The following is a 23,960-nucleotide window of genomic DNA, read 5'->3' as shown; positions in this document are numbered from 1 at the left end:
TGGCCTACTGGGCGGGTGGGTCCCGGAACACGATCCCCCCGGCCGCCCCGGCGGGGGGGGGGGGGGGGGGGGGGTGGGGGGGGGGCCCCGCCCCCGCCCCCCCGACCCTGGAGATCAGCGAGGTGGTCAGCCGCACGGTGCGCGCCGGCGGGCCAGCGCTGCTGTTCGAGCACCCCACCCGGGGTGAGATGCCGGTGGCGATCAACCTGTTCGGCACCGAGAAGCGGATGGCGATGGCCCTCGGCGTCGACTCGCTGGACGAGGTCGGCGCGCGGATCGGCGCGTTGATCAAGCCGGAGCTGCCGGTCGGCTGGTCCGGCATCCGCGAGGGCCTGGGCAAGGTCATGCAGCTCAAGTCGGTGCCCCCGCGCAAGGTCAAGACCGCGCCCTGCCAGGAGGTCGTCTACCGGGGCGACGACGTCGACCTGGGCCGGCTGCCGGGGTTGCAGGTGTGGCCCGGCGACGGCGGGATCTTCCACAACTACGGGCTGACCCACACCAAGCACCCGGAGACCGGCAAGCGCAACCTGGGCCTCTACCGGCTTCAGCAGCACGGCCGCAACACCCTCGGCATGCACTGGCAGATCCACAAGGACTCCACCGCGCACCACGCGGTCGCCGAACGACTCGGGCAGCGCCTGCCGGTCGCGATCGCGATCGGCTGCGACCCCGTCGTCTCGTACGCGGCAAGCGCGCCGCTGCCCGGCGACATCGACGAATACCTGTTCGCCGGGTTCCTGCGCGGCGAGCGGGTGGAGATGGTCGACTGCCTCACCGTCCCGTTGCAGGTGCCGGCGCACGCTCAGATCGTGCTGGAGGGCTACCTGGAGCCCGGCGAGCGGCTGCCCGAGGGGCCGTTCGGCGACCACACCGGCTTCTACACGCCGGTCGAGCCGTTCCCGGTGCTGCACATCGAGGCGATGACCATGCAGCGGAACCCGGTCTACCACTCGATCGTCACGTCGAAGCCGCCGCAGGAGGACCACGGCCTCGGCAAGGCCACCGAGCGGATCTTCCAGCCGCTGCTCAAGCTGATGATCCCGGACATCGTCGACTACGACCTGCCGGCCGCCGGGGTGTTCCACAACTGCGCGATCGTGTCGATCCGCAAGCGCTACCCGAAGCACGCGCAGAAGGTCATGAACGCGATCTGGGGCGCGCACCTCATGTCGCTCACCAAGCTGATCGTGATCGTCGACGAGGACTGCGACGTGCACGACTACAACGAGGTGGCCTTCCGCGCCTTCGGCAACGTCGACTACGCCCGTGACCTGCTGCTCACCGAGGGGCCGGTGGATCACCTCGACCACTCGTCGTACCAGCAGTTCTGGGGCGGCAAGGCAGGCGTCGACGCGACCCGCAAGCTGCCCACCGAGGGCTACACCCGAGGCTGGCCGGAGGAGATGACCATGGCCCCGGAAGTCGCGGCCCTGGTCGACAAGCGCTGGAAGGAGTACGGGATCTGATGGCCGTCCTCGACGCACCCGTGGAGAAGCCGGGCCGGGTCAAGTCCTTCCTCAAGCTCGTCGCGATCGAGCACTCGGTGTTCGCGCTGCCGTTCGCGTACCTGTCGGCGCTGACCGCCATGCAGGTGAACGGCGGGCACGTGCGGTGGCTCGACCTGCTGCTGATCACCGTGGCGATGGTCGGCGCGCGGACGTTCGCGATGGCCGCCAACCGGATCCTCGACCGGCGGATCGACGCCCGGAACCCGCGTACCGCCGGACGGGAACTGGTCACCGGGGCGGTGAGCGTGCGGACGGCCTGGACCGGCGCGGCCGTCGCGCTCGTGGTGTTCCTCGCCGCCGCCGCGCTGCTCAACCCGCTCTGCCTGGTGCTCGCGCCGCTCGCCGTGGTGCCGCTGGTCGTCTACCCGTACGGCAAGCGGTTCACCAACTGGCCGCACGCCATCCTCGCCATCGCCCAGGCGGTCGGCCCGGTCGGCGCCTGGCTCGCGGTCACCGGCACCCTGGACGGCTCCGGGCCGGCCTGGCTGCTCGGCGCGGCGGTCGGGCTCTGGATCGGCGGCTTCGACCTGATCTACGCCTGCCAGGACTCCGAGATCGACCAGCAGATCGGCGTGCACAGCGTGCCCGCCCGGTACGGTCGCCGCTTCGCGCTGCACGCCTCGACGCTCGCGCACGTGGTGACCTTCGGGCTGTTCGTGTGGTTCGGGGCGCTGATCGGGTTCGGCTGGCTGTGGTGGGTCGGCCTGGCGCTGACCGCCGTCGCGTTCGCCTACCAGCACCTGGTGGTCAGCCCGACCGACCTCAGCAAGGTCAACCGGGCGTTCTTCACCGCCAACGGGTTCGTCGGCATCGCGCTGTTCGTCTTCGCCCTGCTCGACCTGGTGATCCGCCTCGGCCTGCGGCCCTAGCTAGCCGGCCGCGGCCGTCGGGTAGCGGCCGCTCTCCAGGGTCCAGTCGATGGTGCCGCGCACGGCGTACGCGACCCCGTCGAGATGGTCGGTGACGGCCTCGTCCAACGCCGGCCCGAACGACGGCACGGCGGCGCGGAGCGCCACGAACCGCCGCATCGACTCGCGCCAGCGCTCGGCCACCCGCCGTACCGCCTCGTCCGAGGACACGCCCCACTCGGCCTGTGTCGCCAGGACCAGGTTGTGCCCGCCCGAGGTGGCCCGGTCCTTCTCCAGCGAGGCCAGGTCGTTGTACCAGGAGAGCAGGTCGTTGCCGGTGCGGGCGATCTGGCGCAGCAGCGGATGGTGGTAGACCGGATCGGGCAGGGGCCGGCCGCCGACGAACTCCACCAGCGGATACGACACCTCGGCCGCCGAGGTGGCCCGTCGCAGCTCGACGTACTCGTCCACGCCGGGTCGGACGGCGGCCTCCTTGTTGGCCGCCTCCCGCCAGGTGCCGTCGAGGTGCCGGCCCACCGCGTCGGCGAAACGTAGCCGCCACCGGGACGGCATCCGTCTGCGCGGTTCCCGCCAGGCCAGCACCAGCAGTCGCCGCAGCGGCCCGGTCAACCCACCGTGCCGGAGGCGGGGACCGTCGTGCAGCAGTGCCAACGTCCCGTCGCGCAGCGCCCGGATCTGCGCCGGGCTGATTCGGTGCGGGCCGTCGCAGGCGTCGTCGACGAGGAAGAACCAGGTGAAGAGGGCCGTCAGCACCCGCAGGTCGGCCTCGCTGGCGTCCGGGTAGAGCCGTCCCGCGTACCGGGCGAAGCCGCCCCGAGCCAGCCGGTGCAGCGCGGCGTCGTCCAGCGGCATGCCCAGCTCGGGCAGGATGTCGACGAGCCACTGCTGGACCTGGTCGGCGTGCGGCGAGAGCCGGGGTGGGATCGGGCACTCGGCGCGCAGCGCCCAGAGGACCTCGCCGGTCGTCACCGATGCCTCCCGTGCGAACTGCTCCCGGTGCGAATCGCCATCGGCAGCATCGCAGGTCGGCGGGATAACCACCTACCCGGCCGGACAAGTCGGGCGGCTGCGGCGCGGCGGATCGTGGGGTGCCCAGCGGCGCGCGGCGTCGACCAGGCAGGCTGGGGGCATGCGGGAACCATGGGTGGTCGGTGTCTCCGGGGCCTCCGGTACGCCGTACGCGGCGGCCGTCGTCGGCGGGCTGCTCGACGCGGGCGAGCCGGTGGACCTCATCGTGTCCCGGGCGGCCCGGCTTACCCTGCTGGACGAGACCGGGCGCTCGTTCCGCGACGCGCACTGGGCCGAAGACCTCGCGGCCTGGCTGGGCCGGGACCTGACCGGAGCGGACGTACGCCACTGGCCGGCCGGCGACCTGGCCGCCGGACCCAGCAGCGGTTCCTACCGGGTACGCGGAATGGCCGTCGTACCCGCCAGCACCGCGGCCTGCGCCGGCATCGCGATCGGGCTCTCCAAGGATCTGCTGCAACGTGCCGCGGAGGTCAACCTGAAGGAGCGCCGACCGGTCGTGGTGGTGCCCCGGGAGACCCCGGTGACCCGCAGCCACCTGGAGCACCTGATCGCGTTGCACGACGCCGGCGCGGTCGTGCTGCCGGCCAGCCCCGGCTTCTACGGCGCGGGCGCGGCGGCCAGCGCGCAGCAACTGGTCGACTTCGTGGCCGGCAAGGTGCTGGACGCGCTCGGCGTGCCACACACCCTGTTCCGCCGGTGGTCCGGCCAACTCGGCGCGGCCCGGAGCTGAGCCGTCACCTGGGTTGCAGTGGTGCGCGGACCGGACGGGTGTCCGGTCCGCCTGACGTTGTCCGCACCAGTTCAGTACATGCCGGCGTTGGCCGGACCCGGCCCGGTGGAGGCGGCCGGACCCACGTTGCGTGGCTTTCCGACCTCGTCCACCTCGTCCAGCATGCCCTCCCCCTCAAGCAGGGCTCGCACCTCGGATTCCCGAAACCGGCGATGCCCGCCTGGAGTCCGGATGCTTCCTATCCGGCCGGCCGCCGCCCATCTCGTCACAGTCTTCGGGTCTACCCGAAACAGCGCGGCGACCTCACCCGGTGTCAGCAGGCGATCTCCAGTGTCCACAGCCCCCTCCTCGCGTCGACGAAGCCCCTGGCTGAACACACTGCCCCCGGCTGGTGCGAGCCCAGAGCCGTCATGAGGGACGTATGGCAATTACAGCACCAGGGACCTGGCCTGTCCGCCAAACGCGAAAAATGCACTGACTGGGAAGTTAGTAAATGGTACTGGTGCAACCCCTACCTAGACCGTCAGTTTATGAACAGTTACTCACTGTTCTGACCAACGGATGCCGAAGGCCTCGCGTTACGCCCAACGCGTTAAGGTCACTCTCCGTGGACGCCATCGACCTGAGCCTCGTCGACCTGCTGCGCGGCAACGCCCGCCTGTCGTACGCCGAGCTGGCCCGACAGGTGGGCCTCTCCGCCCCGGCCGTGCACGAACGCGTCGGCAAGCTGGAGAGCAGCGGCGTGGTGCTGGGCTACCGGGCGGACGTGGCGCCCGAGGCGATCGGGCTGGGCGTCACCGCGCTGATCGGCATCGTCGAGGACTCCGGGGCGGACTCCGACGACATGCTGGAGTCGCTGCGGGTGCTGCCCGAGATCGAATCCTGCTACTTCATGGCGGGGGTCGAGTCGTTCCTGCTCAAGGCCCGGGTCGGCACGATCGCCGAGCTGGAGCAGCTCATCGTGCGGCTCAACCGGACCCCCGGGGTCGCCTCCACGCGCACCGCCATCGCCCTCTCCACCAAGTGGGAGAACCGCCCCCAGGCGGTCGGTCCACAGCCCGCCTGACCTGGTTGCTAGGTTTCCGGGCGTGACTCATCTCGACCGGTGCGACGAGGCCAGCCGTAGCTGGGTGACCGAGGCGATCGCCGCCGTCGAGGCCGACGCCAACCGCTCGGCCGACACCCACCTGCTGCCCTTCCCGCTGCCCCGGGCGTGGGGGATCGACCTCTACCTCAAGGACGAGTCGTCCCACCCGACCGGCTCCCTGAAGCACCGGCTGGCCCGCTCGCTGTTCCTCTACGGCCTGTGCAACGGCTGGATCGGGCCGCAGACCACGATCGTCGAGGCGTCCTCGGGCTCCACGGCGGTCTCCGAGGCGTACTTCGCCCGCATGCTCGGCCTGCCGTTCATCGCCGTGATGCCCGCCTCCACCTCGCCCGAGAAGATCGCGCAGATCGAGTTCCAGGGCGGCCGGTGCCACCTGGTGGACGACCCGGCGGGCGTGGTGGTCGAGGCCCGCTGGCTGGCCGAGGACTCCGGCGGCCACTTCATGGACCAGTTCACGTACGCCGAGCGGGCCACCGACTGGCGAGGTAACAACAACATCGCCGAGTCGATCTACGCGCAGTTGGAGCTGGAACGACACCCCATCCCGGCCTGGATCGTGGTCGGCGCCGGCACCGGTGGCACCAGCGCCACCATCGGCCGGTACGCCCGCTACCGCCGCCTGGCCACCAAGCTCTGCGTCGTGGACCCGGAGAACTCCGCCTTCTACCCCGCCTGGGTGGCCGCCGACTGGTCCGTACGCACCGGCAAGGGCTCCCGCATCGAGGGGATCGGCCGGCCCACGGTCGAGGCGTCCTTCCTGCCCTCGGTCGTGGACCGGATGGTCCAGGTGCCGGACGCGGCCTCGCTGGCCGCCATGCGCGCCGGCTCGACGGTGCTCGGTCGTCGGGTGGGCGGCTCCACCGGCACCAACCTGTGGGGCGCGTTCAGCCTCATCGCCGGCATGCTGGCCGAGGGGCGGACCGGCTCGGTGGTCAGCCTGATCTGCGACGCCGGTGACCGGTACGCCGACACGTACTACTCCGACGACTGGGTCGCCGCCCAGGGCCTCGACCTGACGCCGCACGCTGCGACCGTCGAGCGCTTCCTGAGCAGCGGCGACTGGCCCGCCTGAGCTGCCTGTCCGGTCCGACGACGGGCCCGCGCTGCCGTCAGCGGGGGTCGATCCGTTCGGCAAGACCGGGATAGCGCACCACGTACCCGTCGGCGTCCAGGTCGATATCGGCCGTGAAGGTGCCGCTGGCGAACCGTACCCGGCCCGGACCGAGCCCGGTGTAGATCTGCTCGGCCGGCACCACCTCCAGGCCCGGCAGCAGCACCCACGCGACCGTGATCCGGCGCGGCATGTCGGCCGGTCCGCGGGTCAACCCGAGCCGGCGTACCGGAAGGGCGTTGAACAGCGGCGAGCCACTCAGATCGACGTCGAGCGCGTCGGCGAGGCGATCCGGGTCGTCGGTGCCGGGCAGGCCGGCGCGCGGGTGTCCGGCCCCGACCAGTGCGGCATCCAGGTCGCCCTGCTCGGCGGTGGTGACCCGCCACCGGGACGTGGCCCGCTCGAGGGTCACGCGCCGAAGCCAACCCGACCCCTCGGCCTCGACCTCGACCCGGGCGGTGCTCCCGTCGGGCGCGGTCGTCAGCCGGTAGCGGGCGGTGAACGGAATCGGATCGACGGCGAGCACGGTGCCGCGCGCCGACAACGCGTCGCCGTCGTCGAGCAGGGCATGTTCGCTGCCGGCGGTGTCCGTCCGGGACCAGAAGATCGACTTGGTCATGGTCGCCATGAGCCGGACGTTACGCGACCCGGACGCGGTCGGCAGCGCATGCGCGAACGCCGCCGCGGAGCACAAGCTCCGCGACGGCGTTCGGCGTGTATCGGAAGATCAGTGGGTACGCGCCGGCGGCCGCCCGCCGAAACCCCGCCGATCATCACGCGGTCGGTCGTCCCGACCACGGCCCTCGGAGCGGTAGCCGCCCCGGCTGTCGCGGTCCGGGAAGCGCCGCTCACCCCGGTCGCCCCGGTCGGCCTGCGGCCGGTCGCCGTAGCGGCGCTCACCGGTCGGCCGGTCACCGTACTGCCGGTCACCCTGCGGGCGGTCACCCTGCGGGCGGTCGCCGAAGCGGCGCTCGCCCGTCGGCCGGTCGGCGTAGCGGCGCTCGCCCTGCGGGCGGTCGCCGTACTGTCGGTCGCCCTGCGGCCGGTCGGCGTAGCGGCGCTCGCCCGTCGGCCGGTCGCCGTACTGTCGGTCGCCCTGCGGGCGGTCGCCGAAGCGGCGCTCACCGGCCGGTCGGTCACTCCGGTCGGTCTGCGGGCGGTCGCCGTAGCCGCGACTGTCGCGATCGGCGTACCGGCGCTCGCCGGTGGGCCGATCGCCGTAGCGGCGCTCGCCCTGGGGACGGTCGCCGTACTGCCGGTCGCCCGTCGGCCGGTCGCCGAAGCGGCGCTCGCCGGTGGGCCGGTCGCCGTAGCGGCGCTCGCCCTGCGGGCGGTCGCCGTACTGCCGGTCGCCCGTCGGCCGGTCGCCGTACCGGCGCTCGCCCTGGGGACGGTCGCCGTACCGGCGCTCGCCCTGCGGCCGGTCGCCGAACCGGCGCGGGCCGCCGGAGCGGTCGTCGAACCGTCGGCCACCGCCGGAGCGGTCACCGAAGCCGCGCGGCTCCGCCTCGACACGAACCGGAACGCCGCTGGGCTCGCGGGCGCCGATCAGCTCCGCCAACACCGGGTCGCCGACCCGGACGCGGGTCTCGGCCGGCGCGACGCCGGCCTTCTCCATCATCGCGAGGGTGGTACGGCGCTGCTTGGGCAGCACCAGCGTGGCGACCGCGCCGGACTCGCCCGCGCGGGCGGTACGACCGGCACGGTGCAGGTAGTCCTTCGGGTCCTTCGGCGGGTCGACGTGCAGCACCAGCGTGACCCCGTCGACGTGGATACCACGGGCCGCCACGTCGGTGGCGACCAGGACGTTCATCCGACCCTCACGGAACTCGGCGAGGGTCTTGGTCCGCATCCGCTGGGTCTTGCCGCCGTGCAGCCCACCGGCCCGCACGCCGACCGCGGCCAACTGGTCGACCAGCCGGTCGACGCCCATCTGCGTACGCGCGAACACCATGGTCCGTCCGTCCCGCGCCGCGATCGAGGCGGTCACCGGAAACTTGTCGTGCGGCGGGATCAGCAGCACGTGGTGGTCCATGGTGGACACCGAGGCGGTGGACGGCGCGGTGGAGTGCGTCACCGGGTCGTTCATGAATCGCTTGACCAGCGCGTCGACGTCGCCGTCCAGAGTGGCGGAGAAGAGCAGGCGCTGACCGCCGGCCGGCGTCTTCGCCAGCAGTTCGGTCACCTCGGGGAGGAAGCCCATGTCGGCCATCTGGTCGGCCTCGTCGAGCACCGTCACCTCGACGTCGTCGAGCTGGCAGATGCCCCGTTCGATCAGGTCGCCGAGCCGGCCCGGGGTCGCCACGATGATCTCCACGCCCCGCCGGAGCGCGTCGATCTGGCGGTCGTATGGAACACCGCCGACGGCGGTCTTCAGGAACACGTTGAGCGCCTTGCCCAACGGCAGGAGCGCGTCGTTGACCTGCATGGCCAGCTCGCGGGTCGGTACCAGGACCAGGGCGCGTGGCCGCATCGGACGCGCCGGACGCCCGGCGGCGACGCGGGCCAGCAGCGGGAGGCCGAAGGCGAGGGTCTTGCCCGACCCGGTCTGCCCACGACCGAGCACGTCCCGCCCGGCGAGGGCGTCGGGGACGGTGGCCTGCTGGATCGGGAAGGGTGCGGTGATGCCCTGTCGGGCCAGAGCGCGAACCAGCGGCTCGGGCAGGCCCAGACCGGCGAAGTCGATCGACTCGGCGGTTTCGGCGGGAACGGCGTCAGACGTCTCGGGGGCGTCGATCGTCACGGGGGCGTCGGACGTCACGGGGGCGTCGACCGCCGTCGTGGCGGAATCGAAAACGGACGGAACGGTGCTGGGGTCAGCAGAGGTGGTCAACAAATGCCTTTCAAGCGGGGCGCATCTTCGCGATGGCCTGCCGCGGCTGTGCCGCCGGATCGCCCGCAAGATCGCCCATGGGCGCACATCGGGCGCGCCAGGTCAGTGATCCCGACCAGTGTACGGCGATTCGGCGGAGTCGCCAGCCGGTTGACCGACCGTAGTGGGCGGACTCACCCTCGCAGCCGTGGTGTCGATCAGCCGTCGAGCATGCCGCCCATCAGGCCGTCCAGGGCGTTGTTCGCGAGCAGGACGACCAGCACGCTGATCCCGATCAGGAGCCCCAACGCGGCGATCAGGACGATCACCACGCGGGTGTTCCGGGAGCGCTCCGCCGGGGTGTCCGACCAGCCCTGGGCGAGGATGTGCCCGGTCAGCGAGCCGGAATTCTCCACCGCCGCGTTCGCCGGTAGGGCGATCGTGGTGAAACCCGGCCCGTCGCCGCTGGCGTAGACGGTGCCCGCCTGGTCAGCGCCGCCGGCACGGGCTCCGGTACGACCACCGGCCGTCGTGCTCCGCCGCTCGGGCCCGCCGTGCGGGGTGGTCGTCCGGTGGTCCGAACCGCCGGTCAGGGGGGTGGTGGTGGACGGCGGCCACGTCGGCAGCGCGGGCGCGGGAACCACCGGCGGGGCGGACCCGGGTGTCCCGGCCCAGGCGCTGCCCGGGGCGGGCGGCGCGGCGGTCCATCCGGAGAAGGTGGCCGGCGGCGCGGAGACCGACCCCGTGGCGGGTGCGCCCGGCGTGCCGGTCGTGGCTGGTGGCGGCGGGAACGGTGGCGCCGGCATCGGGCCGGGCTGCGGCGGTGGCGCGGGCACCGGCGGGCCCGGCGGTGGCATCGGCGGCCCGGGGACGGGTGGCGTCGGCGGCCCCGGGACAGGCGGCATCGGCGAGGGTGGTGGCACGGGCGGTCCCGGAACCGGCGGCACCGGGTCCGGTCGGGGCGTGGGGAAGGGGCCCGGCGTCGGCGTCGGACCGGGCGGGTACGGCCCCGGGCTCGGTGCGGGCTCCGGCTCGCCCGGCCCCGGCGGTGTCGGTTCCGGGGCCGGACGCGCGGGCGGCTGCGCCGGCTCCGGGGGTTGCGCCGGCTCGGGCGGTTCGGGATTCACCGGTCCCGACCGGTAGACGGCGGACGTGCTCGCCCGGGGCTCCGGCGCGGCCCCGCCGCCGGCCGCGACCCGGCTGCTGCCGGGGACCGTGGCGCTGGCCCGCGCCGACGTCGGGCCGGTGGCGGTGCCCGTGGCGGTGGCCTGCGTCGGCGTCGAGCCGGTGACGGGCGCTGGCGTTGGGCCCGTGGCCTGCGTCGGCGTCGGGCCGGTGGCGGTGGCGCTGGCCGGCGCGGTGGCGCTGGCGGTCACCGACGCCGTCGCGCTGGCGCGCGCCGGGGCGGTCGAGGTGTCGGCCGATGCCGGTGCGGGCGAGCTGTCCCGCTGTGCGGGCAGTGTGCTGGCCGAGCCGGCCGCCCGGTAGGTGGTCGCGGTGGCTGGAGCGCTCACCGGCAGATCACCGGGGCGTGGGTGGGCTGTCGCGACGCTGGCCCGCGCCCGCACCGGGGCGGCGGTCGGATCAGCGGCGGCGTCCTCCGACGGCTCGACGTCCGCCCCGTGGCCGTGCGCGTCGTCGACGGGGTCGCCCGCGGCGTCGTCTCCGGCTGTCGCGTCGTACGTGCCGGCGGCCTTTCCATCGGACTCCGCGACCCCGTCGCCGGTGTCGCCGTCGAGCGCGGCGTTCCCGTCCCGCACCGCGGCGTCGGTGAGCGCGGTGTCCCGGTCGGCGCTGGTCAGCGTGGCGCTGGGAGCACCGGCCGGCGAGCCGGCGTCGGTCGTCGGATCAGCGGTCGTCGGATCCGCGGTCGTCAGCCCCGCGGCCCGGCCGACGTCGACACTCTCCGCCGGATCTCTCTGCTCGGCCATCTCCGCCCTCCGCGCCACGCTCGCACCCGGCCCGTGACGTCGGACCGGGTGTGCCTGGTTGTCACCGTGCCACAGATCGTCCCAGGCGGACAGCCGGAGCCCCGGTGGCGGATCAGCGTCCCGCGCTCGGGCTGTCGCTGGTCGTCCCGCTCCGGCTGGTGGACGGCGTGCTGGCGGCGGAGGCCGATGAGCTGGCCGGTGCCGTGGTGGGGGGCGGCGGCAGCGTCGTCGGCGTGTTGGTCGGGCTGTCCGTCGGGGTCGGCGAGGTGCCGCCGGTCGGCTCCGGCGTACCGGTCGGCGTACCGGTGGGCTTCGGCGTACCCGTGCCGGTCGGCGGGGTCGGCGGCTTCGTGGTCGGCTTGCCGGTGGGGGTCGGCTTGGGGGTGGGCGTCGGCTTCGCGGGCGGCGTCGGCTTGCTGGTGGCCGGCGGCGGCACCGGCGGAAGGGGCACGTTCGGGGTCGGCACCGCCCCGATCACCCGGGTAACGGCGTAGAGCCGGGACCAGTTGACCACCGAGACCTTGACCACGTCGCCGGTCGTGGGCGCCTGCACCATCTTGCCGTTACCGATGTACATGGTGACGTGGTGGATCGTGGTGTAGCTGCTGCCGGAGGCGAAGAACATCAGGTCGCCGGGGAGCGCCTCGCTGGGTCGTACGGTGCGGGACCGGGTGGCGGCGTACTGGTCGCGGGAGACCCGGGGCAGATCGAAGTAGTCGGCGCCCGGGGAGCGGTACGCGGCCCACATCAGACCCGAACAGTCGAACTGGTCCGGCCCCTCCTCGGACCACTTGTACGGGTCACCGAGCTGGGCGAGCGCGTACCGGACGGCGGCCAGCGCCCGCGGGTGCGCGGACATGCCGCTGGTGCTCTGGCCGGCGACGTAGCCCGATCCGAACTGCTGCTCGGCGGCCTCCTGCTGCCGTTCGAGCAGGATCAGCTGGGCGGCGTTGTCCTTGCGGAGCTTGAGCAGGCTGGCCTCGGCGGTGCGCAGGGCATTCTCGCCGGTGGCGAACTCCGCCTCGACGGCGTCGACGGCCGCCTTGGCCGCGGTGTGTGCCTGGTAGGCGGTCTGTTCGCTGGCCCGGGCCCGCGCCAACTCGCCGGTCACGGCGGTGGTGGCACCCTCGACCTTCTCGCCACGGTTGATGCGCTGGAGCCGGCTCAGGCCCTGGATGTCGTCGACGAAGTCACCCGGCGGCAGGGCGGCGGCCGCCTTGACCGCGTCCGAGGCTGCGGAGTCGGCTGCCTGCTGGGCGCGGAGGAGAGCGTCCTGCGTGGTCGCCAGCACCTTGCCGGCCGCGACGAGCTGCGCCTGCGCGTCGGTACGTTTCTGTCGGGTCAGCAGTAGTTGGTCGCCGAGCAGGCCGACCTGACTCTCGGCGGCGGCGATCTGGGCGGCCAGCGGGCCGTTGCCGAGGTTGACCGGGGGGGCCGGGACGCCGGCGAGGGGCGGGCTGCCGGGCACCTGCGGGGCACCGATGGCCGGTGGACGCGCGCCGGTGTCCGGCACGGTCGAGGGCACGGTTGGCTCGGCGTACGCGGGGGTGGCCAGCACGGCGGCGGCGATCGCGCCGAGCAGGGCGGCCCAGAGCTTCGGCCGCAGCACCGGCGAGATCACCGGGCTCCGTCGTCGCTGCCGTCGCCCGCGCCCGCTGTCGACCATTCCGCTCCCCGTCCGGTGCTCGTCGTCGCGCTCGGTGGGCGCGACCGTCGGGACGGTACCAGTGTGTGAGTTCCGCCCCACCTTGTCTTACCGCACGGCGGCAGTGATGTCGATGCATCGGCGGGTTACGGGAGGCTGAGAGTCCGGTGAAGTGGGTCGCTGTCGCGGACCGTGCCGCCCGGCCCACCGGGGGGTCGACGTACCCTCGGGAAAGACCGCAGGTGGAAGGGACGTGCCATGGACGCCGGACTCAAGCGTGAGCTCGAAGCGAAGGTGTACGCCGGTGAGCGGCTGACCCGGGAGGACGGCGTCGCCCTCTACGACAGCGACGACCTGACCTGGTTGGGGCGGCTGGCGCACCACAAGCGCACCGAGCTGAACGGTGAGCGGGTGATGTTCAACGTCAACCGGCACCTCAACCTGACGAACGTCTGCTCGGCGTCCTGCGCGTACTGCTCGTTCCAGCGCAAGCCGGGCGAGAAGGACGCGTACACGATGCGCATCGACGAGGCGGTCCGCAAGGCCAAGGAGATGGAGGATGAGCAGCTCACCGAGCTGCACATCGTCAACGGCCTGCACCCGACGCTGCCGTGGCGCTACTACCCGAAGGTGCTGCGCGAGCTGAAGGCGGCGCTGCCGAACGTCAAGCTCAAGTGCTTCACCGCGACCGAGGTGCAGTGGTTTGAGAAGATCAGCGGCCTGAGCGCCGACGAGATTCTCGACGAGCTGATGGACGCCGGCCTGGAGTCGCTGACCGGTGGCGGCGCGGAGATCTTCGACTGGGAGGTCCGCCAGCACATCGTCGACCACGAGTGCCACTGGGAGGACTGGTCGCGCATTCACGCCCTGGCCCACAGCAAGGGCATGAAGACCCCGGCGACCATGCTGTACGGCCACATCGAGGAGCCCCGGCACCGCGTCGACCACGTGCTGCGCCTGCGGGAGTTGCAGGACGAGACCGGCGGTTTCGCGGTCTTCATCCCGCTGCGCTACCAGCACGACTTCGTCGACTCGGCGGACGGCAAGATCCGTAACCGGATCCAGGCGCGCACGACGATGGCCTCCCCGGCCGAGTCGCTGAAGACGTTCGCCGTGTCTCGGCTGCTGTTCGACAACGTGCCGCACGTGAAGAACTTCTGGGTGATGCACGGCCTGTCGGTGGCCCAGCTCTCGTTGAACTTCGGCGTGGACGACCTGGACGGCTCGGTGGTCGAATACAAGATCACCCACGACGCCGACTCGTACGGCACCCCGAACACCATGCACCGCGACGACCTGCTGAACCTGATCTGGGACGCCGGCTTCCAGCCGGTCGAGCGGGACACCCGCTACAACGTCGTCCGGGAGTACGACCGGGCGCCGTCGCTGGCCGAGCGCCGCGCCGAGCCGCAGCAGGTCTGGGCCTGAGACACCACGTACCCTCGCAGTCGATGACCGAGCAGCGCAGCGCCGAGCAGCAGGGCGGCTTCCCCCGACGAGACGCCGAGGGGCGCGTCCGTACGCTTGGTGACCTGCTCGGGGTGTGCCTCGCCGGCCTGGTCATCGGTGTGCTGGCGCTCGTGCTGTTCGAGTGGGCGTTCGCCTCGTTCGGCGCTGCCGACTTCGGGCACACCAACGGTTGGCTCGCGGTGATCCTGCCGGCCTGGCTGTTCTGGGACGACTTCCGCGCCTGGGGGTTCGGGGCTGCCCGGGTGGTGGCGGCGCTCGTCGCGGCGGCGGTCGCGGTGTTCGTGGGGCTGCTGGTCGCCGGGCTGGGCGCGGGGTTGCCGCCGCTGCTGTCCGGCGCGTTGGCGGCGGCGGCGTTCACCGTGGCGTACGCGACGATCTGGTTCCCCGGCGTCCGTTGGCTGGCCCGCCGGACGGGCTGAGTGACCCGCCCATCGGGCGCGGAGAAGGAGTACATGAGGTGAGCGCGGCGCTCAAGTACACGCTGGGCCGGATCGGGCTGTTCGTCGCCGTACTGGCGGCCCTCTGGCTGGTCGACGTGGACATCTTCCTGAAGCTGATCCTGGCGCTGGCGTTCTCCGCCGCGCTCTCCTTCTTCCTGCTGCGCGGCTGGCGCGACGAGATGGCCCACGAGATGGCCGAGGCCACGGCTCGTCGCAAGGCAGAGAAGGAGCGCCTCCGCTCCGCCCTGGCCGGCGAGGACGAGCAGTCCGACGAGGGTGAGCGGCGGCAGCCGTAGGGCCTGCGGACGCGTGCCGCGCGGGGACCGTCGAAACGGGGCGGCGGGAGCGGCTGCCTGCCGTTAGTGTCTCCCGCCGTGGAAATCTTCAACAAGATCAGCGACTGGCGGGCCAAGATTTTCGTCTGGGTCGGCCTGCCTGTCATCGCCGGCATCGGTCTGCTGCTGGGCGTTGGTGATCTCGGACCGGCCTGGCAGGCCAAGGGCGGTGGCGGCACCGCGGGCACCTTCACGGCCGTCTCGGAGGAGTGTTCCCGTCGAAGCTGCACCTGGCACGGCGACTTCGTGGCCGACGACGGTGCCAAGCGGGCGGACGTGATCCTCTACGACGCCCCGGACACCCTGTCGACGGGCGAGACGGCCCCCGCACTGGACACGGGCGCGCGCAAGGGCGTCTTCGCCGCCGCCGGGGGTTCCACCTGGCTGCTGGTCACCGCGCTAACCCTCGCCGGAGTGGTGGCCGCCGTCGCCTGGGTGCTCTTCCTCACCCACACCGTCCGCCGCCACCGCGCCCCAAACGAACCCCTCCCCGAGCCAACCAACCGCGCCTGAGAAGCGTGATCAAGAGGTTTGCGTCAGCAGAGTGGCATTCGGTGACGCAAACCTCTTGATCAACCGCGTTCCGTCCGGACGGGGGCGGGTGGGGGGTGGGGTGGGGGGTGGGGGGTGGGGGGGTGGGGGGTTACCAGTTGGTGGAGGCGGGGGCCTTGGGCCAGGGCTTGGACTCGGGCTTGATGAGGTAGGCGACGCCGCCGGAGCCGCCGGAGACTCCGCCGCTGGCGTTGGTGCGCTTGGTACGCAGCCAGATCTGCTCGAACTGGGTGCGCTTGTAGACGTTGCGGACGACGTCGTTGCTGGACGAGGCCGGGTCGTTGACGATCACGTCACCGTCGGCGGTGAAGCCGACCACCACGAAGAGGTGCCCCGAGGTGCCGTAGTTCGCCCCGTCCAGCTCACTGGCGAGGAAGGACTGGCTGGTCACCACGGGGATGCCGGCGGCGATGAAACGCTCCAGCTCGTCCAGGGAGTGCAGCCGGGTGACCCGCCCCTCAAGGCCGGGGAAGCTGGCCGCGTACGCGGTGTTGAACGGCCAGTTGCCCGCGCCGTCGTACGCGTAGTCGAAGGTCATCCGGGCGGCGTGGTTGACGGTCGGGTCCGGGTAGGTCGGGTCCACCCAGGACGTGTCGGCCGTCGAGGGCTTGCGACCCCAGTACTCGACGACCATCTCCGTGGAGGTGGGTGAGCACCACGCCTCGCCGCCGCCGTCGTACTCGGGGTAGTGCCCCTTGTGGACGTTCTGCGAGTAGCGGGGCACCGGCAGCTCGACGCCCCAGGCGATGTGCCCGGCGCTCGGCGGGACGGTGAACCGGTCCGGCACGGCGGAGCTCATCGCGCCGAGCATCCGTACCACCGGGGCGGCGGTCTGCCCGGGGGTCCGGTAGAGGGTCAGCCGCAGCTGGTACGACCGCAGCAGCACCCCGGCGTCGGCGTCGTCGATGCTGAACGTGTCGGTCCAGACCGTCGACCAGGGATCGCCCTGCCCGTCGAGGCTGGTCCGCTTGATGTCGGTGTCGCCGGAGGCCCAGCGGCCCAGGACGTACCAGGGGGTCTGGTCGCCGTTGGTGTAACCGCCCTGCATCTCCACCTGGATCCAGGTGCCGGTGGGGGTCTCGGCGTTCCAGGAGGCGATCAGTTCGGTGGCGTCGAAGCCGATCCGGGTCACGGGCGAGGTCCAGGTGCCGTACTCCCAGGTGCGGGTGACGCCGGTGTGCGGGTCGGCGTACTCGGTGGTGCCGGTGGGGCGGGCCAGGGTGACGCCGGAGCGCGGGCCGGGCACGACGCGGGTGCCGGCCTGGCTGCCACGGTGCCAGTCGGCGGGCCCGGACCAGTCCTGGAAGGTGATCTGTTCGTCGTGGGCGGGTGCGGGTGGCCGGGCCGCCGCGGCGGGGGCCGCGGTGGCGAGCAGGGTGAGCGCGCTGACGCCGGCGAGGGCGGCCGCGTGCAGGCGGGAGGGGGCCATGGGTGCTCCGCGGTGTCGAGTGGGGGCATCGTCGCTGGTCAGTTTTCCGCTTGGAAGGAAGTTTCGCCAGATGTTCAGCGGCAGAAAATCATTGCCGCAGCGATGGTCAACCTGGGATGGATTTCGCGGCGATCGATATTGATATGACCATGTGACTGATGGTGAAGTGTGCATCACCGAGCGGGATCTTCCGCCCTTTGAGGAGGTAGTCCATGGCCCTCCGCCCACCTCACTCTCTCCGCCGCGTCCTGGTGCTCGCCGTCGTCACCGGACTGGGAATCGTCACCGTCGCCGCCGGACCGGTCGCCGCCAAGCCGACGCCGGACCGCACCGCCGAGTCGGCCGCCGCCGGTTACCGGGTCCTCGGGCCCCGGACCCTCGCCGACCGCAACGCGGTGGCCCGCACCGGGGCCGCCATCGACTACTCCGAGCACGGCGTCCTGCACGTCTCGGCCACCGCCGCCGAGGCCGCCGCGATCGGCAAGCTCGGCTTCCGGCTGGAACCGCTCGCCCCGCCACCGAGCGCCGAACGCGGCGCGGGCGAGGTGGGCACGCTGGCGTTCCCGCCCGCCGACTCCAACTACCACGACTACGCGGAACTGACCGCCGTCGTGAACCAGGCCGTCGCCGACCACCCGGCCATCGCCCGCAAGATCAGCATTGGTACGTCGTACGAGGGCCGCGACCTGATGGCCGTGAAGATCTCCGACAACGTCGGCACCGACGAGAACGAGCCGGAGATCCTGTTCAACGCCCAGCAGCACGCCCGTGAGCACCTGACCGTCGAGATGGCGATCTACCTGCTCAACCTCTTCACCGACAGCTACGGCAGCGACTCCCGGATCACCAACATCGTCAACAGCCGGGAGATCTGGATCGTGCCGACCGTCAACCCGGACGGCAGCGAGTACGACATCGCCACCGGGTCGTACCGGTCCTGGCGCAAGAACCGTCAGCCGAACAGCGGCTCGTCAAACGTCGGCACCGACCTGAACCGCAACTGGTCCTACCAGTGGGGCTGCTGCGGCGGGTCGTCCGGCACCACCTCGTCGGAGACGTACCGCGGCCCGTCGGCGTTCTCCGCGCCGGAGACGCAGGCGCTGCGCAACTTCGTGAACAGCCGCGTCGTCGGTGGCGTCCAGCAGATCAAGGCCAACATCGACTTCCACACGTACTCGCAACTGGTGCTCTGGCCGTACGGCTACACCACGGCGAACACCGCCACCGGGATGAGCGCGGACCAGTACAACACCTTCGCCACCATCGGTCAGCAGATGGCGGCCACCAACAGCTACACGCCGGAGCAGTCCAGCGACCTGTACATCGCCGACGGCACCAGCATCGACTGGATGTGGGCCACCCACGGCATCTGGGCGTACACCTTCGAGATGTACCCGGGCTCCTCCGGCGGTGGCGGCTTCTACCCGCCCGACGAGGTGATCCCCGCACAGACCACCCGTAACCGCGAGGCCGTACTCATGCTCAGCGAGTACGCCGACTGCCCGTACCGGGCCATCGGCAAGCAGTCGCAGTACTGCGGTGGCGGTGGGGGCACCACGGTCTGGTCGGACACCTTCGAGACCGCCACCGGCTGGACGATCAACCCGTCCGGCACCGACACCGCGACCCTCGGAGCGTTCGAGGTGGGCGCCGCCCAGGCGACCACCTCCTCCGGCGCGAAGCAGCTCACCCCGTACGCCGGCTCGAACGACCTGGTCACCGGCCGGCTCGCCGGTTCGGCGGCCGGTGACTACGACGTCGACGGCGGTGTGACGAGCGCCCGGTCGCCGGCGGTGACCCTGCCGTCGTCCGGCACGCTGACCCTCTCGCTGGCCTGGTACCTGGCGCACGGCTCGAACGCCTCGTCGGCCGACTACCTGCGGGTGAGCGTCGTGCACAGCGGCGGCACCACCGCCCTGCTCACCCAGACCGGCGCGGCCAGCAACCGGAACGGGAGCTGGGCGGTGGCGAGCCTCAACCTGAGCCCGTACGCCGGGCAGTCCGTCCGCATCCTCGTCGAGGCGGCGGACGCGTCCGGCGCGAGCCTGGTGGAGGCGGCTGTGGACAACGTCACCATCACGGCCTCCTGAGCGGGTGGGGCCCCGTACCGCCCCTGCGGGGCCCCACCACCCGCTTCCGAGCCTCCCGATCCTGGACAAAGGCCCCACGCCTGATCGTCGTACGTCGATCGGTCGTTGATCGATCCGGCACGTCCCGGCGGTGCGCTACCGTCTTAGCGACCAATCCGCAGCGAAGCCGGTGTGAAACCGGCGCTGTCCCGCAACTGTGATGCCCCGCCGACGGCGGGGACGAGCCAGGTCGCCTGCGGAGGGGTCGCGACACGCGCTCTCGAGGAAGGGCGCCTCGTGGGCGGGCGTACCGAAGTCCTGTCGGCGAAGCACCACACTCCTCGACCGACAGGAGGCCCCATGTTCAGACGTACCCCTCGGCTCTTCGCCGCGACCCTCGCGGTCGCCGCGCTCGCCCTCGGCGCGTGCGCGGAGAAGACCGACGACAAGCCGGCCGCCGGCACCGCGGCCGCCAGCTACCCGGTGACGGTCGGCTCGCTCACGCTCGACAAGCGTCCCGAGAAGATCGTGTCGCTCTCGCCCAGCGCCACCGAGATGCTCTTCGCGATCGGCGCCGGCCCGCAGGTGAGCGCCGTCGACGACCAGTCCAACTACCCGGCTGAGGCGCCCAAGAGCGACCTGTCCGGCTTCCAGCCGAACGCCGAGGCGATCGCCGGCAAGAACCCCGATCTGGTGGTGCTCTCCAACGACACCAACAAGATCGTCGACCAGCTCAGCAAGCTGAAGATCCCGGTGTACCTGACCCCGGCGGCGACCACGCTTGACGACTCGTACCAGCAGATCACCGACCTGGGCACCCTGACCGGGCACGCCGACCAGGCCGCCGACGTCGCCAAGCGGATGAAGGACGACATCGCCAAGCTGGTCAAGGACCTGCCCCAGCGCACCGAGAAGCTCACCTACTACCACGAGCTGGGCCCGGAGCTGTACAGCGCGACCAGCAAGACCTTCATCGGCTCGATCTACAGCCTCGTCGGCCTGACCAACATCGCCGACCCGGCCGACGCCGACGGCAAGAACGGCGGCTACCCGCAGCTGTCGCAGGAGGTCATCGTCAAGGCCGACCCGGACTTCGTCTTCCTGGCCGACTCGAAGTGCTGCCAGCAGAACGCCGACTCGGTGAAGGCCCGCAGCGGCTGGGCCGGGCTCACCGCCGTCAAGAACAACCAGGTCGTCACGTTGGACGACGACATCGCCTCCCGCTGGGGCCCGCGCGTCGTCGACCTGCTCCGGACGATCATCGACGCGGTCGCCAAGGTGCCCGCGTGACCGTGGTCGGTCCGTGACCGGAACGTCGCAGATGACCTCTGGAGCACCCGCCACCCGGCCGGCCGGTACGCCTCGCGCGTCCCGGCCCGCCGGGCTGCGTGCGCGCTGGCTGGTCATCGGTGTCCTCGCGGTGCTCGTCGCGCTCGTCGCCGGGGTGTCGCTCGGACCGGTCAGCCTGCCACCGGGCAGCGTCGCCATCGAGCTGCTCAACCTGATCCCCGGGGTGCACCTCGACAGTGGACTGAACGAGCGGGAAATCGCCATCGTCACCGAACTGCGGCTGCCCCGGGTCGTGCTGGGTCTGCTCGTCGGCGGTCTGCTCGCCCTCGCCGGTGGCTGCTACCAGGGCGTCTTCCGCAACCCGCTGGCCGACCCGTACCTGCTCGGAGTGGCCGCCGGCGCGGGCCTCGCGGTCACCGCGGTGATCGCCCTCGGCGGCGTCGGTCGGCAGGGCGCGATCTCCGGGCTGCCGTTGACCATCCCGCTGGCCGCGTTCGTCGGTTCGCTGCTCGCCGTCACGATGACCTACCTGCTCGGCGCGGCCGGCGGGCGGAGCCGGTCCCCGGCCATGCTGATCCTGGCCGGGGTGGCGGTCTCGGCGTTCCTTTCCGCCGGGCAGACGTATCTGCTCCAGCGCCACGCCGACAGCATCCAACCGGTCTACTCCTGGCTGCTCGGCCGGCTGGCGACCGCCGGCTGGCACGATGTGCTGCTCGTGCTGCCGTACGCGGCCGTGACTACGGTCGTGGTGCTGCTGCACCGTCGTGAGCTGGACGTCCTCGCGCTCGGCGACGACGAGGCGACGAGCCTCGGCCTGCACCCGCAGCGCTCCCGGTACCTGCTGATCGCCGCCGCGTCCCTGGGCACCGCCGCGGCGGTCTCGGCGACCGGCCTGATCGGCTTCGTCGGCATCATCGTGCCGCACACCGTCCGGCTGCTCGCCGGGTCGAGCTACCGGGTGATCCTGCCACTGTCGCTGCTGTTCGGCGCCGCGTTCCTGGCCCTGACCGACGTGGTCGCCCGTACCGCCGCCGCCCCGGCCGAAATACCGATCGGCGTGGTCACCGCCCTGCTCGGCGGCCCGTTCTTCGTCCTCGTGCTGCGGACCGCCCGCCGGGTTCTCACGTGACTCCGGGTGCGCCGGCCGTCGAGGTCCGCGAGCTGCACGTCAGCCTGGACGGCACGCCGATCCTCACCGGCGTCGACCTCACCGTCGCCGTCGGCGAGTGGGTCACCGTGATCGGCCCGAACGGCGCCGGCAAGTCGACCCTGTTGCGCGCCGTCGGCGGCCTGCTGCCCGCGCCGGACGCCATCTCCCTCTTCGGTACGCCGAGCGGCGCGCTGCACCGCCGTGAACGCGCCCGGGTGGTGGCGACGGTGACGCAGTCCCCGGTGGTGCCGCCCGGCATGTCGGTCCTGGACTACGTGCTGCTCGGGCGTACCCCGTACATCCCGCCGCTCGGTCGGGAGTCGGCCGCCGACGTGACCGCCGTCCACGACGTGCTGGACCGCCTGGACCTCGGCGGCTTCCACCGCCGCGAGCTGGCCACCCTGTCCGGGGGAGAGCGACAGCGGGTCTTCCTGGCCCGCGCGCTCGCCCAGGGCGCGACGCTGCTGCTGCTCGACGAGCCGACCAGCGCGTTGGACATCGGCCATCAGCAGGAGGTCCTGGAACTGGTCGACCAGTTGCGCCGGGCACACGGCCTGACGGTGCTCGCCACCATGCACGACCTCTCCCTCGCGGGCGAGTACGCCGACCGGATGGTCATGCTCGCCGAGGGGCGGGTGGTGGCGACCGGTACGCCGCACGAGGTGCTGACCGAACACCTCCTCGCGACTCACTACCGGGCGAGCGTCCGGGTGCTCCCCGGCACCAACGGCCCCCTGGTGGTCCCCGTCCGCCCCCGCCCCTAACCCGCCTTCCTCCCGCGATCTTGCACTTTCTGTCGTGACACAAGGGGCATTACCGCTCATGTCGACATCCGAAAGTGCAAGATCGGCGCGATCTCGGGGCGTGGCGGCTTGAAGGGTCAGGGGCCCAGGTCGATGACCGAGAAGAGGGCGCCCTGGGGGTCGCGCAGGGCGGCGAACCGGCCGGTCGGGATGTCCCGCGGTGGCACCAGGATGGTCCCGCCCAGTTCGGCGGCGCGCGCGGCGGCGGCGTCCGCGTCGGTCACCGCGAAGTACACCGTCCAGTACGCGGGCAGGTCGGCCGGGTAGCCGTCGCCCAGCGGCGGCATCATCCCGGCGACGATCCGCGCCCCGAGCCGCCACCCCGTGTACGTCATGCCGCCGACCGGTTGTTCGTCCGGCTGCCAGCCGAACACCAGCTCGTAGAAGACCTTCGCGCCCTCCGGGTCGGGCGTGACCAGTTCGTTCCAGCTCATCGCGCCGGGCACGTTGAACACCTCGGCCCCGGGCATCGCCAGCGGCTGCCAGACGCTGAACGTCGCGCCCGCCGGGTCGGAGAACACGGCCATCCAGCCCCGGTCGAAGACCTCGAACGGCGGTACGACGACCTGCCCGCCGGCCCGTTCGACCCGTCCGGCGGCCAGTTCCGCGTCGTCGGTGGCGATGTACGTCGACCAGATCGGCACCTGGTCCTCGATGGCGGGCGGTCCGACACCGGCCACCGGCCTGCCGTCGAGCAGGAAGACGGTGTAGCCACCCGCCTCGGGCTCCGGGGTCACCCGTCCGGTCCAGCCGAACAGTTCGGGGTAGAAGCGCCGTGCGTCGGTCAGGTCCGGGGTGGCCAGGTCGGCCCAGCACGGCGTGCCCGGCGGGACGGTGCTCACGTCAAGACCCCTCTCGGCGGGCGGCCACGGGCGGGCCCCCTGCGGGAATCCTGGCACCGTCCCGCTGGGGCACGGGGCGGAAACGGACGAATCGTCAGCTGAACCGGCGACCCTCGTCCCGTCGGTACGCCCACGCGGCGAGCGAGGCGAGGAGCACGATCCAGACGGCGAGCATGATCATCGCGAGTGGCTGGACGGGATAGTCGCCGACCGCCCACCACATCAGTTCGGCCGCGCCCCGGGTGGGCAGGAACGGCGCGATCGTCTCGATGAAGCCGGGCGCGTCGCCCGGTGCGGAGAGCAGCCCGCCGCCGAACGCGAGCGGCAGGAAGACGACCTGCGCCACCACGATCGCCGCCTTGCTGGGCAGCGAGTAGCCGATGGCGAGGCCCATCAGCGTGAACGGCACCGAGATGACGGCCACGATGACGGCGGTCAGCAGGAACGCCGTCGCGGTGACCCGGGCCGGGGTGAGCGTCGCGCCGATCACCACGACCGGGATCAGCGACAGGTACGTCAACGCGAGGCCGGCCAGCACCCGGCCCGCGAACCGGGGCGCCGGTCCGGCCGGCAGGGTCCGGGTGTACGGACTCCACGGCTGGTCGCGGTCCTCGGCGACGCCGACGCCGTACTGGAAGATGTTGGCGCTCATCACCGAGAAGGTGATCATCGACGCGGTGGCGAAGGTGGCGCCGACCGGATCGTCGCCGGTGAACGGCACCACGAAGAAGATCATCGCGGCGGCGGGGAAGAAGGCGCTGCCGAAGACGGCCACCGGAATCCGGATGATCTCCAGAAGCTGGTAGCGGGCGTGGACCAGGGCGAGCTGCACGGTGC

At 72.1% G+C, this 23,960-nt stretch carries 22 protein-coding genes and 1 riboswitch; of the genes, 13 read left to right on the top strand and 9 right to left on the bottom strand.

Features of this window, described 5'->3' with window-relative positions; translation table 11 throughout:
- Nucleotides 1-32: 32 nt before the first annotated feature.
- A complete protein-coding gene (locus ACIBTX_RS03195; RefSeq protein WP_396832131.1) occupies nt 33-1,466 on the top strand; it encodes a menaquinone biosynthesis decarboxylase in 1,434 nt (477 codons plus the stop codon).
- Nucleotides 1,466-2,377, top strand: a complete 912-nt coding sequence (mqnP, locus tag ACIBTX_RS03190) for a menaquinone biosynthesis prenyltransferase MqnP (protein ID WP_357133720.1) — start codon at nt 1,466-1,468, stop codon at nt 2,375-2,377. The genes ACIBTX_RS03195 and mqnP overlap by 1 nt, the downstream gene beginning before the upstream one ends.
- Here mqnP and ACIBTX_RS03185 read toward each other — a convergent pair whose 3' ends face one another.
- The gene (locus ACIBTX_RS03185; RefSeq protein WP_357133718.1) at nt 2,378-3,346 is read right to left on the bottom strand and encodes a terpene synthase; all 969 of its coding nucleotides are present in this window, start codon (nt 3,344-3,346) and stop codon (nt 2,378-2,380) included.
- Between the two features lie 160 nt (nt 3,347-3,506).
- Here ACIBTX_RS03185 and ACIBTX_RS03180 point away from each other — a divergent pair, with 160 nt between their 5' ends.
- Entirely contained in the window at nt 3,507-4,136 is a 630-nt protein-coding gene (locus tag ACIBTX_RS03180; RefSeq protein ID WP_355048303.1) for a UbiX family flavin prenyltransferase, read from the top strand.
- Nucleotides 4,137-4,207: 71 nt separating this feature from the next.
- On the opposite strand, the gene ACIBTX_RS03175 is transcribed toward ACIBTX_RS03180, so the two are convergent.
- Nucleotides 4,208-4,474, bottom strand: a complete 267-nt coding sequence (locus tag ACIBTX_RS03175; protein WP_007454516.1) for a BldC family transcriptional regulator — start codon at nt 4,472-4,474, stop codon at nt 4,208-4,210.
- A 269-nt stretch (nt 4,475-4,743) separates the two neighbouring features.
- Between ACIBTX_RS03175 and ACIBTX_RS03170 the strand changes: the two genes are divergently transcribed.
- Nucleotides 4,744-5,202, top strand: a complete 459-nt coding sequence (locus ACIBTX_RS03170; protein ID WP_355048302.1) for an Lrp/AsnC family transcriptional regulator — start codon at nt 4,744-4,746, stop codon at nt 5,200-5,202.
- A 22-nt stretch (nt 5,203-5,224) separates the two neighbouring features.
- Nucleotides 5,225-6,316, top strand: coding sequence for a PLP-dependent cysteine synthase family protein (locus ACIBTX_RS03165; protein WP_357133714.1), 1,092 nt, complete (start codon nt 5,225-5,227; stop codon nt 6,314-6,316).
- A gap of 37 nt (nt 6,317-6,353) precedes the next feature.
- Here the strand turns inward: ACIBTX_RS03165 and ACIBTX_RS03160 are convergent, their stop codons facing one another.
- The 4 genes from ACIBTX_RS03160 to ACIBTX_RS03145 all read right to left on the bottom strand — a co-directional run bounded on the left by ACIBTX_RS03160 (nt 6,354) and on the right by ACIBTX_RS03145 (nt 12,764).
- Entirely contained in the window at nt 6,354-6,974 is a 621-nt protein-coding gene (locus ACIBTX_RS03160) for a putative glycolipid-binding domain-containing protein (RefSeq protein ID WP_357133845.1), read from the bottom strand.
- A gap of 108 nt (nt 6,975-7,082) precedes the next feature.
- The gene (locus ACIBTX_RS03155) at nt 7,083-9,098 is read right to left on the bottom strand and encodes a DEAD/DEAH box helicase (RefSeq protein WP_396831983.1); all 2,016 of its coding nucleotides are present in this window, start codon (nt 9,096-9,098) and stop codon (nt 7,083-7,085) included.
- Nucleotides 9,099-9,385: 287 nt separating this feature from the next.
- Nucleotides 9,386-11,098: a hypothetical protein gene (locus tag ACIBTX_RS03150; RefSeq protein ID WP_357133712.1), complete on the bottom strand. Its 1,713-nt coding sequence runs from the start codon at nt 11,096-11,098 to the stop codon at nt 9,386-9,388.
- A 112-nt stretch (nt 11,099-11,210) separates the two neighbouring features.
- Nucleotides 11,211-12,764, bottom strand: coding sequence for an NlpC/P60 family protein (locus ACIBTX_RS03145; protein ID WP_357133710.1), 1,554 nt, complete (start codon nt 12,762-12,764; stop codon nt 11,211-11,213).
- A 237-nt stretch (nt 12,765-13,001) separates the two neighbouring features.
- Here ACIBTX_RS03145 and mqnE point away from each other — a divergent pair, with 237 nt between their 5' ends.
- The 4 genes from mqnE to ACIBTX_RS03125 all read left to right on the top strand — a co-directional run bounded on the left by mqnE (nt 13,002) and on the right by ACIBTX_RS03125 (nt 15,501).
- Entirely contained in the window at nt 13,002-14,171 is a 1,170-nt protein-coding gene (gene mqnE / locus ACIBTX_RS03140) for an aminofutalosine synthase MqnE (RefSeq protein WP_357133708.1), read from the top strand.
- A 23-nt stretch (nt 14,172-14,194) separates the two neighbouring features.
- The gene (locus ACIBTX_RS03135; protein WP_357133706.1) at nt 14,195-14,632 is read left to right on the top strand and encodes a hypothetical protein; all 438 of its coding nucleotides are present in this window, start codon (nt 14,195-14,197) and stop codon (nt 14,630-14,632) included.
- Between the two features lie 38 nt (nt 14,633-14,670).
- Nucleotides 14,671-14,949, top strand: a complete 279-nt coding sequence (locus ACIBTX_RS03130; RefSeq protein ID WP_357133704.1) for a DUF4229 domain-containing protein — start codon at nt 14,671-14,673, stop codon at nt 14,947-14,949.
- Between the two features lie 78 nt (nt 14,950-15,027).
- Nucleotides 15,028-15,501, top strand: coding sequence for a hypothetical protein (locus ACIBTX_RS03125; protein ID WP_357133702.1), 474 nt, complete (start codon nt 15,028-15,030; stop codon nt 15,499-15,501).
- A gap of 130 nt (nt 15,502-15,631) precedes the next feature.
- Here the strand turns inward: ACIBTX_RS03125 and ACIBTX_RS03120 are convergent, their stop codons facing one another.
- Nucleotides 15,632-16,969, bottom strand: coding sequence for a C39 family peptidase (locus ACIBTX_RS03120; RefSeq protein WP_357123434.1), 1,338 nt, complete (start codon nt 16,967-16,969; stop codon nt 15,632-15,634).
- Between the two features lie 212 nt (nt 16,970-17,181).
- Between ACIBTX_RS03120 and ACIBTX_RS03115 the strand changes: the two genes are divergently transcribed.
- The 4 genes from ACIBTX_RS03115 to ACIBTX_RS03100 all read left to right on the top strand — a co-directional run bounded on the left by ACIBTX_RS03115 (nt 17,182) and on the right by ACIBTX_RS03100 (nt 22,242).
- Nucleotides 17,182-19,059: a M14 family zinc carboxypeptidase gene (locus tag ACIBTX_RS03115; protein ID WP_357123437.1), complete on the top strand. Its 1,878-nt coding sequence runs from the start codon at nt 17,182-17,184 to the stop codon at nt 19,057-19,059.
- Nucleotides 19,060-19,224: 165 nt separating this feature from the next.
- Nucleotides 19,225-19,288, top strand: a riboswitch (cobalamin riboswitch).
- A 110-nt stretch (nt 19,289-19,398) separates the two neighbouring features.
- The gene (locus ACIBTX_RS03110) at nt 19,399-20,328 is read left to right on the top strand and encodes an ABC transporter substrate-binding protein (protein ID WP_357175840.1); all 930 of its coding nucleotides are present in this window, start codon (nt 19,399-19,401) and stop codon (nt 20,326-20,328) included.
- A 31-nt stretch (nt 20,329-20,359) separates the two neighbouring features.
- Nucleotides 20,360-21,457 carry an iron ABC transporter permease gene (locus tag ACIBTX_RS03105; protein WP_357123443.1) on the top strand — a complete coding sequence of 366 codons (1,098 nt, stop codon included), beginning with the start codon at nt 20,360-20,362 and terminating at the stop codon, nt 21,455-21,457.
- Entirely contained in the window at nt 21,454-22,242 is a 789-nt protein-coding gene (locus ACIBTX_RS03100; RefSeq protein WP_396831981.1) for an ABC transporter ATP-binding protein, read from the top strand. The genes ACIBTX_RS03105 and ACIBTX_RS03100 overlap by 4 nt, the downstream gene beginning before the upstream one ends.
- Before the next feature lie 116 nt (nt 22,243-22,358).
- On the opposite strand, the gene ACIBTX_RS03095 is transcribed toward ACIBTX_RS03100, so the two are convergent.
- Both ACIBTX_RS03095 and ACIBTX_RS03090 read right to left on the bottom strand, forming a co-directional pair.
- Complete coding sequence (locus tag ACIBTX_RS03095) at nt 22,359-23,123, bottom strand: VOC family protein (RefSeq protein ID WP_357175845.1); 765 nt, start codon at nt 23,121-23,123, stop codon at nt 22,359-22,361.
- A 94-nt stretch (nt 23,124-23,217) separates the two neighbouring features.
- Entirely contained in the window at nt 23,218-23,955 is a 738-nt protein-coding gene (locus ACIBTX_RS03090; RefSeq protein WP_357123452.1) for an ABC transporter permease, read from the bottom strand.
- Nucleotides 23,956-23,960 lie beyond the last annotated feature (5 nt).

The sequence above is a fragment of the Micromonospora sp. NPDC049359 genome, assembly GCF_044466585.1.
GTDB lineage: Bacteria > Actinomycetota > Actinomycetes > Mycobacteriales > Micromonosporaceae > Micromonospora.
This window is presented reverse-complemented; position numbering and strand designations above follow the sequence as displayed.

Bases quoted from the DNA above. Each gene is read 5' to 3' on its own strand.
- mqnE (WP_357133708.1), top strand. From the start codon at position 13,002: ATGGACGCCGGACTCAAGCGTGAGCTCGAAGCGAAGGTGTACGCCGGT.
- ACIBTX_RS03120 (WP_357123434.1), bottom strand. From the start codon at position 16,969: ATGGCCCCCTCCCGCCTGCACGCGGCCGCCCTCGCCGGCGTCAGCGCG.
- ACIBTX_RS03135 (WP_357133706.1), top strand. From the start codon at position 14,195: ATGACCGAGCAGCGCAGCGCCGAGCAGCAGGGCGGCTTCCCCCGACGA.
- ACIBTX_RS03115 (WP_357123437.1), top strand. From the start codon at position 17,182: ATGGCCCTCCGCCCACCTCACTCTCTCCGCCGCGTCCTGGTGCTCGCC.
- ACIBTX_RS03110 (WP_357175840.1), top strand. From the start codon at position 19,399: ATGTTCAGACGTACCCCTCGGCTCTTCGCCGCGACCCTCGCGGTCGCC.
- ACIBTX_RS03105 (WP_357123443.1), top strand. From the start codon at position 20,360: ATGACCTCTGGAGCACCCGCCACCCGGCCGGCCGGTACGCCTCGCGCG.
- ACIBTX_RS03180 (WP_355048303.1), top strand. From the start codon at position 3,507: ATGCGGGAACCATGGGTGGTCGGTGTCTCCGGGGCCTCCGGTACGCCG.
- mqnP (WP_357133720.1), top strand. From the start codon at position 1,466: ATGGCCGTCCTCGACGCACCCGTGGAGAAGCCGGGCCGGGTCAAGTCC.
- ACIBTX_RS03160 (WP_357133845.1), bottom strand. From the start codon at position 6,974: ATGACCAAGTCGATCTTCTGGTCCCGGACGGACACCGCCGGCAGCGAA.
- ACIBTX_RS03150 (WP_357133712.1), bottom strand. From the start codon at position 11,098: ATGGCCGAGCAGAGAGATCCGGCGGAGAGTGTCGACGTCGGCCGGGCC.
- ACIBTX_RS03145 (WP_357133710.1), bottom strand. From the start codon at position 12,764: ATGGTCGACAGCGGGCGCGGGCGACGGCAGCGACGACGGAGCCCGGTG.